The following is a 12,158-nucleotide window of genomic DNA, read 5'->3' on the forward strand; positions in this document are numbered from 1 at the left end:
CGGAGCGGGTGGGGGGAACGGCCTAGCGGACGGGGGCGCGGGAGATGTGGTCCATCACCTGCGCACTGGCGTTGATGACGATGTCCCGCAGGCGGCGGGCTTCGGCCAGGGGCCGCTTCTCGGGGTCGATGACGCACACCGTGCCCAGCACGGTGCCGCTGGCGTGGATGAGCGGGGCGCCGAAGTAGGAACGGATCCCGACGGCGTCGACCACCGCGTTGCCGCTGAAGCGCGGGGACGCGTGCACGTCGTGCAGCGGCAGGGCCTTCCGGCGCGCCATGACCTCCGGGCACCAGCCGTGGTCGCGGCTCATGGTGCGTCCGACGATCACGAAACCGCTGTCCGCCGGAGGCTGGTGCAGCCCGACGAAGGTCTGCTGCTCCAGGAAGAGGTTGACGAACCCGTACAGGAACCCGGCCTGTGTGGCCATGTCCCGGGCCAGGTCGTCGAAGTCCTCGTCGGCCGTCGTGGGAACGCCCAGGCGGTGCAGCAGTTCATAGCGCTGCGCCAGCTCCGACGCCTGCTGGGCCGACTGGCTGGGGAGGGTGGTGTCCGGCGGGGTGAAGGGGCCGCGTGCGGCCTCCCGCGTGTCGCGTCGCGGAAGAGACTGCGCGGGCGGTGCGGCCTGCGGCGTGCGGTAGGGGTGCTGGGACATCAGGCTTCCTGGAGGGTGGTGGGTGCGGGGTGACCGCGCCCGGCGGAGGTGCGGGTTTCGGCGTGGCCGACGAGGGTGAGCAGGACGCCGGCGACGTGGTTGCGGTCGCGGGCGTCGCAGACGACCACCGGTACAGAGGGCGGGAGTTCGAGGGCGGTGCGGACCTGCTCGGGGTGGTAGCGGTGGGCGCCGTCGAAGTGGTTGACGGCGACGACGAAGGGCAGGCCGATGTCCTCGAAGAAGCTGACTGGGGTGAAGCTGCTCTCCAGACGGCGGGTGTCGATCAGGACGACCGCCCCGACGGCGCCGCGGGCCAGTTCGTACCAGAGGTCGACGAACCGGTCCTGGCCCGGCGTGCCGAACAGGAACAGCTCCAGGGGCATGGGCGCGTCGGGCAGGCTCAGGCGGCCGAAGTCGAAGGCGACCGTGGTGGTCCGCTTGGCCTCCAGGCCGGCCAGGCTGTCCACGTCCGCGCCGGCCTCGGTCAGGTACTCCTCGGTGCTCAGCGGCGTGATCTCGCTGACGGCGCCCACGGCGGTGGTCTTGCCCGCGCCGAAGCCCCCGGCGATCAGGATTTTCAGCACGATCGGCGCGGTGCCGGCGGGCGGGCGCGGTGAAGGACGCAGGAGCACGCGGGAGTCATCCGGCCTGGGGGTAGCGGGTGGCATTGGGGAACTTCCTCTTCAGGCCGGCGGTAACGGCCGCCAGCAGCTGGGTGGAGGGGCCCGCATCCGAGTCCGAGCCGGATGCGGCATAGGGGGCGGTGGAGGGGACGACCAGGGCGTCGGCGTCCAGCAGGTCGGAGACGAGGACCTTGACGGCGGTGACCGGCCGGCCGAGGCGGCCCGCCAGCTCGGTCACCGACCGTCGGTGTGCCCGGCACAGGGCGAGGATCTCCGCGCACTCCTCGGCCTGTGCCGGGCCGGGCCGGCCCGACCCCGCTTCCAGCACCGTGTCCAGACCGAGCAGATGCCTCGGCTTGGTGCGCCCGCGCGTCAGGGTGTAGGTCCGCACGAACGTCGATTCCTCGGCCGCGCGGCCGTGGCCGGTCACCGGACGTCGCCGCTCGTGCCGACCCGGACGGGGATCTTCATGTAGGGGGCGAACTTCGACACGAGGCGGCCCATCTCGAAGCCCACGGAGCCCACGTCGGCGTCCGTGGTGGCGACGACGGCGAGGATCGTCTCCACCTCACCGCGCTCGTTGCCGGGGGTCTTGTCGAAGGCGGCGCTGCACCCGGCGCTCTGGACGAAGTAGAGGCAGTCGTCACGCTCGATGATGACCTGCCGGGCCGGCCGCTTCTTGTGGCTGGGGCCGGAGATGTTCGAGGCGATAGAGGCGACGCCGCAGATGGCGGCCGACAGCTCGTCCGCCCAGTCCTTGTCCACGTCGCTGTCCAGCAGACGCAGCCCGTCCCGCGACAGCAGGACGGCGTGCGTGACGCCCGGGGTGTCGCCGGCGAACTGACGCAGCAGCCAGGCCATGTTGTCCCGCTGGCCGCTCGGGCTGCTCTCGGGCGCGGACACGCCGGTCACGGTGCCGGTCTCGTGGTGGGTGCTCATAGGAATCGCTCCAGAAGGGGGGAAGGGCCCGACGCGTGGGAGTGGGCCTGCAGGAAGGGGGGCCGTGAGTGGTTCTTCAGGGGTTGGGGTGATCGTCCGGAGCAGGGCGAGAGGGGGTGGTGTTGCCGGCCTGGATGCCGGAACGGAAGGCGGCGGCCAGCCCCGGCGTCGGCGCGGCCACGGGCGCTTGCTCGCGGGGTGGTCGGAACGCGCCGGCCTGACGGGTGCGGGTTGGTAGGGCGGGCGCGCTGCCCGGATGACCTGCCGCCGCGGGGCTCGGCGTGCCGGGGGGCCCGGGGCGGGTGGCCTGGCCTGGAGATGGGGCTGCGGTGGTCTGCCGCACCGGCGGAAGGGCGGACCGAGGCTGCCCCGCGGGCATGCCGGCGTCCTCGACGGGGGGAATCGCGACGAGGAGTCGCCCGGGGATGACGACGAGGGCGGTGGTGCCTCCGGTTGTGTTCTCCTGCAGCACGACGGAGAAGCCGTGCGATTCGGCGATCTTCGCCGCGACCAGCAGCCCGAGCTGCCCGGCCCGCACCTGGCCGCTAACGTCGACTTCGCTCGGCGCCTTCAGGAGGTGGTTCATCTGTGCCCGCGTCTGCGGGTGCATGGGCATGGCCCGGTCCTCGACCTCGACCGCCAGTCCGTTCGCGACCCGCTGCGCACGCACCATCACCTTCGTCGCCGGGTCGGAGCTCTCACAGGCGTTCTCGATCAGCTCTGCCAGCAGGTGAGTGAGGTCCGGACCCACATGGCCGGGGAGGCCGAGTTCGGCGCCAACGGACCCGGCGGCGACGGCCACGCGCGGATACTGCACGACCTCGGAGACCGCCCCGCGCAGCGTGGTGGTGACGGGCACGGGCTGACGTGTGCTGCGCAGGGACTGCCCGCCCAGCACCGCCGTGCTCTCCACCTGACGCCGCATCCGCGTCACGAGGTGATCGATCTCGAAGATCTTGGCCAGCAGCTCCGGGTCGTCGGTCAGCATCTCCAGCCGACTCAGCGCCTGGAGCGCCTTGCCGACCAGGGCGTGCTCGCGCATGGCCAGGCGGCGTAGCACTTCCAGCAGGACGACGGACTGGGACTCGTCGTGAACGCGTATCAGGGAGGCGATGGCCTGCACCTGCAGTACACCCAGCGCGTTGTTGATGCCGTCATTCGCGCCGGCCGGTGGCGGCGTCTGGGGGTCCTGCAGCGTGGGGCGCCCGCCGCGGCACAGCTCGTCCGCCGACCACTGCACCGACTTCTCGACGGCAGCCGCCGCCTCCGCCACCCTCGCCAGCGCCGCTGCCCGAGCCCCCTCCACGGCCGTCTGCGCTGCTGCCTGGGCTTCCTCTGCTGCCGTCTGCACAGCTTGGGCGAAGGTGCGTGCCTGGCGAGCCGCGATGGCTGCGACCCCACCCAGCCCGCAGACCAGACCGGTCAGGAGCCAGCCGGGGCCCACCGCGGAGACCGACCGGAGGGCGAAGGCGGCTACCAGTAACGTGCCAAGGAGCACCAGGGGCACGGCCACGGCGCGGCGGGCACGGTGCAGCGTGATCGCGTCGACCGGAGGCCGCCGTTTGCGGTGGTCGGTAGCGGCCGGCCGTGCCGGGAAGGCGCTGTCAGGCATGAGGATCCTCGTCAGGCGTGGGTGGCGTGCTGCGGCGTCAGGTCGGGGCTGGTCGTGCGCGTGCTGGAGGCGGCCGAGCGCGGCGCCGGCACCGAGACCGGGCCGTGGCGGTGGGCAGGTCCCGCCGTCAGGACCTGAAGGAGCCGGGCGCTCTCGATCAGTCCCATGTGGCTGAACGCCTGCGGGAAGTTCCCGAGCTGGCGCCGCTGGACGGGGTCGTACTCCTCCGCCAGGAGCCCGAGGCCGTTGCGCAATTCCAAGAGGCCCTCGAACAGGGCACGGGCCTCGTCGATGCGGCCGGTCAGGGCCAGGCCGTCGACGAGCCAGAAGGAGCACAGCAAGAAGGCGCCCTCATCACCCTTCAACCCGTCCACCCCGGTGCGGCTGCCGCGGGTCGGGTATCGGCGCACGAGACCGTCAGGGGTGGAGAGTTCGCGGCGTACAGCGTCCACGGTGCCGACGACGCGCGGGTCATCGGGCGGCAGGAAGTCGACGCGGGGGATCAGCAGCGTGGCGGCGTCCAGTTCCTGGGAGCCGTAGGACTGCGTGAAGGTGTTGCGCACCCGGTCGAAGCCCTCGGTGCAGACCTCGTGGTGGATCGCCGCTCGCAGTTCGACCAAGGGAGCCGGGTCCATGTCGAGGGCGCCGGCTTCGGCCAGACGGATGGTGCGGTCGACGGCCACCCAGGCCATCACCTTGGAGTGCACGAAGTGCCGGCGCGCTCCTCGGATCTCCCAGATCCCCTCGTCGGGCTCCCGCCAGCGCCGGGACAGGTGCTCCACGAGCCGCCGGTGCAGCACGGCGGTGTCGGCGCAGTGGGCCACACCGCTCTGGTGCGCGAGGTACAAGGTCTCGATCACCTCGCCGTACACATCCAGCTGAAGCTGGTCGGCCGCGCCGTTGCCGACACGTACGGGAGTCGAGCCCTCGTACCCGGGCAGCCAGGGCAGCTCCCGCTCGCGCAGGTCACGCTCCCCCGTGATCCCGTACATGATCTGCAGGTTCTCCGGGTCACCGGCCACCGCACGCAGCAGCCAGCGCCGCCACGCCTGCGCCTCCTGCCGGTATCCGGTGCCCAGCAGTGCGGCCAGCGTCGTGGAGGCATCGCGCAGCCAGGTGAAGCGGTAGTCCCAGTTCCGGTCGCCGCCGATCAGCTCGGGCAGCGAGGTGGTCGGCGCCGCGACGATCCCGCCGCTCGGCCCGTACGTCATCGCCTTGAGCGCGATCAAGGACCGGACCACGGCCTCGCGGTAGGGCCCCTCGTAGGTGCATTCCGTCGTCCAGTCCTGCCAGAAGGCGAGGGTCTCCGTGAGCGCGGCCTCCGGGTCGGGGACGTCCGGGGCGGCGGCGTGGGACGGGCACCAGCTGAGCACGAACGCCACGCTGCGCCCGGCGGCGACGGCGAAGGCGCTGACGACGACGCCGTCCTTCTCCACCTGCGGGACGCAGGTGTCGAGCCACAGCGCGTCCGCACCGGCCTCGGCGACCATGCGCCCGCCCACCTCGTGGATCCACGGGCTGACGCTGCCGTACCCCGGCTTGGGACGCATGGCCGAGACCATCTCCACCACGCCGGACACGCCCTCGACGATGCGGATCACCTGCGGGGTACCGTCGCGCGGCGGCATGAAGTCCAAGACGCGGACCGACCCCGTCGGGGTACGCCACAGCGATTCGAGGACGAGCGAGTCACCGCGGTACCGGCGCTCATCCACCGTCCCGGAACCGTCCCCGCTTACGGACGAGGCCGGTGCGATCTGCCAGGTGCCGTGCTTCTGCGTGCCGAGCAGGCCGGCGAAGACGGCCGGCGAGTCGAAGCGGGGCAGGCACAGCCAGTCGATCGAACCGTCGTCACGGACGTGGGCGCTGGTCTGCGTGTCGCCGATCAGGCCGTACTGCTCGATCCGGGGAAGCTGTTTCATCGTGTGGATCTCCGTGAGCCCTGCGGGTGCGGGGTGATATCGGGGCCGCAGCAGCGGCCGGGGACGGTAGGCAGGAGGCTGGCCGGTCCTCACCGTGGTGAGGGGGAGCGTCGCCGGGCGGAAGCAGGTTCTCGACGGCCCGAGCCCGCCTGGCGGCCCGATCGCCGCGCAGCACCAGCCAGGCCATCGGCCCGAGGACCAGAGCAATGACGACGGCACCCCGTCATGTCCGCGGCACCGAAGCAGCGAGGACCAAGCAGGCCAGGGCGAGGGCGAAGACGGCCCCACGAAGCACGTTGACCGGGGGCTTTCGCCAGCGCCACCGACCCTTCACCCGGCCTGCGTCAGGAGCGCCGCTCGCTACGTGGGCCGTCAGCTCGCGCGTGGCCTCGGCGAGTCTGACCAGGTACATCCTGCTCGGCATGTAACCCTCGGGGATGCTCTCGGAGCAAAGCTGCTGCGCCCGCAGCAGCGCGGAGGTCCCCTGAACGGTGCGCGCGCCCAGCTGGGCAACGTGGCCGCGCAGCAGGCGTACGAGGTCTTCCACATCGGTAGGGCTCTCGGGCAGTGGCGAATCCTCGCCCAGCACCAGCGTGACCGTTTCTGTCGCGGCCATCAGGTGATCGCGCTCCGGCGTTTGCGCCTCGGTGACGGGCGCTCGTAGCCCGAGCCAGTCTGCAAGCTGGCCGTGTCGGCGAAGGGCCGGCGAAGGGCGCATGACACAACTCCTGTTCGGATCAAGCCAAAATGGGGCTACGACCCCGGTCCGAGCCGACGGCCAGCGTGCGAAGTGCGTGATCTGATCGCTACGTTGAGCGAACCGCGATTCACGCGCGACGGGTATGCCTTCGCGGATGGGGAGGCCGTCAAAGGCGTCAAAGATCATTTCGGAACCGAGGGGCGGCCCATGGCCCGTGAACGCAATGTCGCTCTTGCCGCGCTCCTGCGCGATGCAGGCTGGTCCCAGCCGCAAGCCGCCAGCGCTGTTGCCCGCGTTGCCGGGGAGTGCGGGGTGCGTGAGCTGGGGGCGGTATCCCGCTCGCACATCGCTATGTGGGTTCAGGGCACAAAGCCGAGTGGCAGAGCGCCGCATATCCTGCGCGAGACGCTGTCCCGCAGGCTCGGCCGCCGCCTCACCCTGGCCGACCTCGGGCTGGAAGAAGCGCCGTCCGGCACGACCGACACCGGATCCGACTGGAGCGTCGACCCTCTGACCGCACTGGCCGAGTTGGGAAGCGACGATCTCGATATGCACCGACGCAAGTTGCTGGCCACCGCCGCGTACTCCGCCGCTGGCCTCGCTCTGCCCACCATGTCGTGGTGGGCAGCCGCCCCCGCCGCAGCGGCGAACCGCCGACCGGTCTCTTCGCGCGCGGTGACCCAGGCCGACATCGACGATGTCCGCGACCTCACGGTCTACTACTCCGCACGCGACCAGCAGCGCGGCGGCGCATCCGGCCGCAAGGCCCTCGCCAGCCACCTGCTCGACGAAGCGGTGACCCTGCTCGGAAGCCAATTCCGTACGGATCAGCTTCGCCGCGGCACGTACTCCGCGGTCGCGGAGATGGCGTACCTCGCCGGCTGGATGGCTTTCGACGCCGGTGAACACCGCACTGCCCAGCGCTATCTCACCGTCGCCGCCCGGATCGCGGCGGAGGCCGGCGACGGAGCTCTCGGTGGCCATGTTCTGCGGGCTCTCGCCCACCAGGCCGTGGATCTCCGGCACCCACGCAGGGCGCTCGATCTGGCCGACGCCTCCATGTCCCGCGACCGCTACGGCCAGGCCAGCCATCGCGAGAAGGCGCTGCTGGCGATCGTCCACGCCCGTGCCCTCGCGGCCGACGGTGACCGCGTCGGCACCCTGGCGGCGATCAGTCGCGCGGAACGCGATCTCGCCCGCGCTGACAACGCCGAAGCCCCCGCCCGCGTCGGCTTCTTCCAAGAAGCCTCCCTCGCCCACGAGACCGCTTGCGCCCTGCGCGACATAGGACAGCCCCTCGACGCGGAGATGCACTTCAAGCGGAGTGTGGCCACACGCCGACGTCAGCAGTTCGCCCGCACGCACAGCGTGACGCTCGGCTACCTCGGAGCCGTCCAAGTCCAGCGGGGAAACCTCGACGAAGCGTGCGCCACCTGGAACGAAGCACTCGACGCCATGACCGGCGTCCAGTCCGGCCGAACGCGCGACGTGATCGTCCGCATCCAGAGCGATCTTTCGCCCGTCCGGCAACGCGGAGGCCGCCACGTGACCGAGCTGGACCGGCGGGCACGCGGCATGCTCCGGGCCATAGGCTGATCGCGAGACGGACGTTCGATGCCCGACGGCAGCCCGCGGACCAGCATCGCCCGAGGAGAGGAAGAACCGGTGACGACGTACGAGGTCCGAGCAGTTGCGACGGTCGTGGGTGGCCACACCCGCGTGCAAGACGACTACCAGGGCGGAGTCGAATCGATCATCCGAATGGACGGCGCCTTCCCGCTCGAAACCCTGCAAGGCATCGAGGAGTTCTCCCACCTGACGGTGACCTGGCATTTTCACCAGGCGCGACCCGAGGACGTCCAGCTGCACGCGCGCAGCCCCCGGGGAAATCCGAGCTGGCCGGCCACAGGGACCTTCGTCCACCGCAACCACCGACGCCCCAATCAACTGGCTGTCAGCTACCCGCGGCTGCTCAGGGTTGATGGTCGGGACCTGATCGTCACGGACTTCGACGCTGTCGATGGGACTCCCGTCTTCGACGTCGCGCCGTACTTCGAGCAGATGGGCCCACGAGGCCCGATCCGTCAGCCAGCCTGGCCGGGAGAAATGCTCGCGACCTATTGGGATGACGCGAACGGACGTCCTCAGTCCTAAGCCGATGCCAACACGTCCAAGGTGACGGCTAGCTGTGGTGGCACGGACTATGTCTGGCTGCGCGTCCTGGATGTTCATCGCGGCGTCTCAAGGGGAATTCCGAGCGCCGCCCATGTGGTGAGTCCGCCGTCGCTCACGCCCCAGTGCATGGCGAGCTGGTCGACCATGTGCAGGCCACGCCCGCGGGTGTCCTCGTCGTGTACGGGCCGCATCCGAGCAGGGGCGGAGTTCTGGTCGCTGACCTCAACAAGCAGGCGGTCCATGCTGCACTGCACCCGCAACTTGATGTCGCCGTAGCCGTGCTGGATCGCGTTGGTGACCAGTTCGGAGACGATGACGACGACGTCAGTGGTCAGCGATTCGGGTACGTGCCACAAGCGCAGCTGGGACGTGGTCATTCTGCGGGCGCCGGCGACATGGCAGCGTTCGGGGGTGAAAGCGGCGTCGAATCCGAGCCCCATTGGCCGGGTGCGCCGGCTCTCGGAGTCCTGCCCGACAAGTGGGGCAGTGGTGCTCGTCGTCGAGTTCATCGCTGGCCTCCAGGTCATGCGCAGAGTCCGTGATCACTTCGGCACTCTGCGCGATCACTGGAACGAGCGTGGCCAACTACGCGACCTGAAACCACCCACGAAGTTCCATCGCCTTGGCTCGGACGTTGCCGAGAAAGCCTCGGCGTTCCCTCGGACCTTCTTCGACTTGCTGAAAGACCCTCGGTCCGGGCAGCTTGAGGGAGAAGTCGGTCTAACGTCAGCCGAGTTGACGTGCTGGCGCACGAGGAGGGCACATGCCGGAGACGCAACCCACCTTGTTCCGTGCTGAGGTTGATCGGCGCGCCTGGAAGGACCATGTCGTCTTCCTGCGGCACTTCAGGAAGTCCGCCGAAGAGGTCGCCACGCTCGATGGGCTGCCGCACCTGGCCACACTGGAGCCTGCAGCCGCCACCTTCGAGGCTTGGTACTACACCGCCCGGAAGCCGCAGAAGGACTTCCAGCGGGTCCTGACCCACATGTTCGGTCACAGCATCGACCAGCTCTGGGGGCCGGCCGCACAAGCTCCTCCCGGCGCGGCGCCCGGCACGCCACACACTGACGTCCCTGCCTACCTCGGCACGGACCTGCGCGAGATGAGAAAGGTGGGCGCGATGGCTGCGCGACGCGCGATGCAGTTCACTCTGGGGGCCGAGAACAACCAGGTGGGGGAGGAGGCACTGGGCTTCCTCCGCGATGAGGTGACCCGCATCGCCCAGGAGTACCCGCGGGTCCCCCTCCCTGAGCTCTGGGAGGACCTGGCCCAGGCGCAGGACGACGCCTTCCGACTCATCGAGGGTGGGCGCGCCCGGCCCAGGCAGGCCCGTGAGCTGTTGCGGATGGCCGCCATCCTTTCCTTCATGATGGCCAAGGGCAGCCACGACATCGGGGACCCGGCGACCGCCCGGATGCAGGCCCGCACCGCCGGCTTCTGTGCCCGCGAGGCCGAGGAGCCGGCGCTGGTAGCCCTGGTCGACGGGCTGAAGAGCTTGATCGCCTACTGGGCGGGGCAGCCCGAGGATGCCCTCCACTTCGCCCGTCAGGGTGCAGCCGCGGGGCATCCGGGCGGCAGCGTGTCGGTGTGGCTGCCCGGCCTCGAAGCCCGAGCCGCTGCGGTGCTCGGCGACGCTGACGCGGTCCAGGAGGCCACCGTCCGCGCCGAGCGCCTCCGCGAGGCGATCAGCCCCGACGCGCTGGACGAGCTGGGCGGTCTGCTGACCTACTCCCTGCCCAAGCAGCGGTACTACCACGTGGAGGCGGCCGTCCTCCTGGGTCAGGGCGACGACCGTCTGGGCAGACTCGCCGAGGAGGCCGTGAAGGGCCTGAGCGACAAGGACGACCCGAACTGGGCCTTCGGCGACCTCGCCGGCTCCCAGTGCAACCTGGCCCTTGTCCGGCTCAACGGTGGCGACCTCGAAGGCGCGGCGGACGCCGTTCGCCCCGTGCTGGACCTGCCCCCCAGCTATCGAAACGCCGGCATCGTCACCTCCGTCCATCGCGTGCGCAGTGCCCTCTCGACCGGCCCCCTGCGGGAGGCGGCCACCGGCCGGCAGCTGCACGAGGAGATCGGGCTCTACAAGCCCAACCGCCCCGCTCTGCCTCGGTAACCGTCACGCCGGTACAGTCGCCAGCATGTACCCCGTCGCCCGCTCTAGCGCCCGCCTCGCCCTGCGCGAGACCGACATCGGAGACGCGAACGGGGTGCACGCAATCTACGGTGACGCAGAGGCGACGGCGCACATGTCGTTCGAGCCGCGCACCCGCGACCAGGTGGGCCAGATCGTGGCTGGCTGGATCGCTTCCGCCACGGCCAAACCCCGTACGGAGTACGGCCTGGTCGTCGTCGAGCGAGACACGCAGCACCTGGTGGGGGTCGGTCGCTTGGCGATCGACCCCCACCAGCAGCGTGCGGCCACGATGGGTTTCGCACTGCGTCCGGACGCCTGGGGCGTCGGGTACGGCCTGGAGACTGTCCACCTGCTCCTTGCTGCGGCCTTCCTCGACCTGGACTTGCACCGTGTTTGGGGCGCCCGCTCACCGCTCAACGACGCTTCCGCCCGCACCATGTCCGCCGCTGGGATGGTCGAAGAGGGGGTCATCCGGAGCCACATCCAGCGCGCCGGGCAGTGGCGGGACTCCATCGTTCACGGGATCCTCGCCGAAGAATGGAAGCGCCCGGCCTGACCCGCCCGTGCGCCGAGGCTTTGGTCCGACTGGGCGGCCCCGCGGCGGTTGTGCTTCTACTCCGGGGCCAGGCACTTGGTGAAGAGCGGCAGCAGTTACTCCGTCTCGGTAAACCAGGTCGCGCCCCCAATGGAGAAGACCGCGTCCAGCTCCGCTCGGTGCGGCTGAGGAAACGGACGCCCTGGGCCTGGACGAAGAGCACGGGCTCCACCTGCCACTATGAGCAGACCCACTCCAAATAGCGGGCGGAGAAGTCCAGTGCGGTGACCTCCACGCCCGTGAGGGCGAGGAAACGCCGCCTCATCGCCCTCCGCCGAGCCAAGCTCCAGTGCGGTGCGCATCTTCCCGAGTCGCTCGGCGCGGGGGCCGTGCCCGTCGTACTTCGTCCAGGCGAAGACGACGACCCTCGGGGGCTGGCTGCTCGCCCTCGCCGCGGTGCGGCTTGTGGGTGCCCAGTACTCGCGCAGGCTCGTTCACTCATACGCACTGGCGTCCTAGCGGCTAGCGGTGCGCCTTGAATCTCGCTACGAGTTCATGCCGAATGCCCCGTGCAGGCGGCGCGCGCCGGGGGCCGTGAAGCGCTGCCACCGAACTATCGGTCTCTGCGCAATCGCTCACGGCAGACAAGAAAGCGTCCGTGACGACTGGATAGATGCTCCGGAACTATGTCAACGTACAACGTCCGCAGCGCACGCATTCCGGCTGCGGACACTTTGTCATTCGGAGCGATGGCGCCTCAGATCGGATTTCTAGGCGCCTCAGTCATCAGGAGGGGCCACGCGATGCTGGGACCGAAATAGCCAACGAGGCGGGCAACATAGCCGACGATCGCCGGTTGGCCA

The 12,158-nt window shown here is 70.2% G+C and carries 12 protein-coding genes; 4 read left to right on the forward strand and 8 right to left on the reverse strand.

Annotated features, from left to right (window positions below; all coding sequences use genetic code 11):
• Nucleotides 1–22: 22 nt before the first annotated feature.
• The 7 genes from ACGFNN_RS21485 to ACGFNN_RS21515 form a co-directional block, all read right to left on the reverse strand.
• The gene (locus tag ACGFNN_RS21485) at nucleotides 23–655 is read right to left on the reverse strand and encodes a GAF domain-containing protein (RefSeq protein ID WP_393557981.1); all 633 of its coding nucleotides are present in this window, start codon (nucleotides 653–655) and stop codon (nucleotides 23–25) included.
• On the reverse strand, nucleotides 655–1,239 hold the full coding sequence (locus ACGFNN_RS21490) for an ATP/GTP-binding protein (protein ID WP_393557983.1): 585 nt from the start codon (nucleotides 1,237–1,239) through the stop codon (nucleotides 655–657). Before ACGFNN_RS21490 ends, ACGFNN_RS21485 begins: the two co-directional genes overlap by 1 nt.
• 55 nt (nucleotides 1,240–1,294) lie before the next feature.
• A complete protein-coding gene (locus ACGFNN_RS21495; RefSeq protein ID WP_393557985.1) occupies nucleotides 1,295–1,708 on the reverse strand; it encodes a DUF742 domain-containing protein in 414 nt (137 codons plus the stop codon).
• The gene (locus ACGFNN_RS21500; protein ID WP_393557987.1) at nucleotides 1,705–2,217 is read right to left on the reverse strand and encodes a roadblock/LC7 domain-containing protein; all 513 of its coding nucleotides are present in this window, start codon (nucleotides 2,215–2,217) and stop codon (nucleotides 1,705–1,707) included. The genes ACGFNN_RS21495 and ACGFNN_RS21500 overlap by 4 nt, the downstream gene beginning before the upstream one ends.
• A 76-nt stretch (nucleotides 2,218–2,293) precedes the next feature.
• Complete coding sequence (locus ACGFNN_RS21505; protein ID WP_393557989.1) at nucleotides 2,294–3,829, reverse strand: ATP-binding protein; 1,536 nt, start codon at nucleotides 3,827–3,829, stop codon at nucleotides 2,294–2,296.
• Between the two features lie 11 nt (nucleotides 3,830–3,840).
• Nucleotides 3,841–5,751, reverse strand: a complete 1,911-nt coding sequence (locus ACGFNN_RS21510) for a glycoside hydrolase family 15 protein (protein WP_393557991.1) — start codon at nucleotides 5,749–5,751, stop codon at nucleotides 3,841–3,843.
• A 223-nt stretch (nucleotides 5,752–5,974) separates the two neighbouring features.
• Nucleotides 5,975–6,637 (reverse strand): DUF6415 family natural product biosynthesis protein, encoded by a 663-nt coding sequence (locus ACGFNN_RS21515; RefSeq protein ID WP_393557992.1) that lies wholly within the window; start codon nucleotides 6,635–6,637, stop codon nucleotides 5,975–5,977.
• Nucleotides 6,638–6,658: 21 nt separating this feature from the next.
• Between ACGFNN_RS21515 and ACGFNN_RS21520 the strand changes: the two genes are divergently transcribed.
• Nucleotides 6,659–8,047 (forward strand): Tat pathway signal protein, encoded by a 1,389-nt coding sequence (locus tag ACGFNN_RS21520; protein ID WP_393557994.1) that lies wholly within the window; start codon nucleotides 6,659–6,661, stop codon nucleotides 8,045–8,047.
• A 69-nt stretch (nucleotides 8,048–8,116) separates the two neighbouring features.
• Nucleotides 8,117–8,605, forward strand: a complete 489-nt coding sequence (locus tag ACGFNN_RS21525) for an SAM-dependent methyltransferase (protein ID WP_392013876.1) — start codon at nucleotides 8,117–8,119, stop codon at nucleotides 8,603–8,605.
• Between the two features lie 74 nt (nucleotides 8,606–8,679).
• Here ACGFNN_RS21525 and ACGFNN_RS21530 read toward each other — a convergent pair whose 3' ends face one another.
• On the reverse strand, nucleotides 8,680–9,153 hold the full coding sequence (locus ACGFNN_RS21530) for an ATP-binding protein (RefSeq protein WP_393557996.1): 474 nt from the start codon (nucleotides 9,151–9,153) through the stop codon (nucleotides 8,680–8,682).
• Nucleotides 9,154–9,389: 236 nt separating this feature from the next.
• Between ACGFNN_RS21530 and ACGFNN_RS21535 the strand changes: the two genes are divergently transcribed.
• Nucleotides 9,390–10,739: a hypothetical protein gene (locus tag ACGFNN_RS21535; protein WP_393557998.1), complete on the forward strand. Its 1,350-nt coding sequence runs from the start codon at nucleotides 9,390–9,392 to the stop codon at nucleotides 10,737–10,739.
• A gap of 25 nt (nucleotides 10,740–10,764) precedes the next feature.
• On the forward strand, nucleotides 10,765–11,316 hold the full coding sequence (locus tag ACGFNN_RS21540; RefSeq protein ID WP_393558000.1) for a GNAT family N-acetyltransferase: 552 nt from the start codon (nucleotides 10,765–10,767) through the stop codon (nucleotides 11,314–11,316).
• Nucleotides 11,317–12,158 lie beyond the last annotated feature (842 nt).

It is taken from the genome of Streptomyces sp. NPDC048590 (assembly GCF_043199535.1).
Taxonomy (GTDB): Bacteria; Actinomycetota; Actinomycetes; order Streptomycetales; family Streptomycetaceae; genus Streptomyces.

What these genes read in the sequence shown, in the direction of transcription:
- ACGFNN_RS21485 (WP_393557981.1), bottom strand. Translation starts at nt 655, where the DNA reads ATGTCCCAGCACCCCTACCGCACGCCGCAGGCCGCACCGCCCGCGCAG.
- ACGFNN_RS21500 (WP_393557987.1), bottom strand. Translation starts at nt 2,217, where the DNA reads ATGAGCACCCACCACGAGACCGGCACCGTGACCGGCGTGTCCGCGCCC.
- ACGFNN_RS21505 (WP_393557989.1), bottom strand. Translation starts at nt 3,829, where the DNA reads ATGCCTGACAGCGCCTTCCCGGCACGGCCGGCCGCTACCGACCACCGC.
- ACGFNN_RS21510 (WP_393557991.1), bottom strand. Translation starts at nt 5,751, where the DNA reads ATGAAACAGCTTCCCCGGATCGAGCAGTACGGCCTGATCGGCGACACG.
- ACGFNN_RS21515 (WP_393557992.1), bottom strand. Translation starts at nt 6,637, where the DNA reads ATGATCTTTGACGCCTTTGACGGCCTCCCCATCCGCGAAGGCATACCC.
- ACGFNN_RS21520 (WP_393557994.1), top strand. Translation starts at nt 6,659, where the DNA reads ATGGCCCGTGAACGCAATGTCGCTCTTGCCGCGCTCCTGCGCGATGCA.
- ACGFNN_RS21530 (WP_393557996.1), bottom strand. Translation starts at nt 9,153, where the DNA reads ATGACCTGGAGGCCAGCGATGAACTCGACGACGAGCACCACTGCCCCA.
- ACGFNN_RS21535 (WP_393557998.1), top strand. Translation starts at nt 9,390, where the DNA reads ATGCCGGAGACGCAACCCACCTTGTTCCGTGCTGAGGTTGATCGGCGC.
- ACGFNN_RS21540 (WP_393558000.1), top strand. Translation starts at nt 10,765, where the DNA reads ATGTACCCCGTCGCCCGCTCTAGCGCCCGCCTCGCCCTGCGCGAGACC.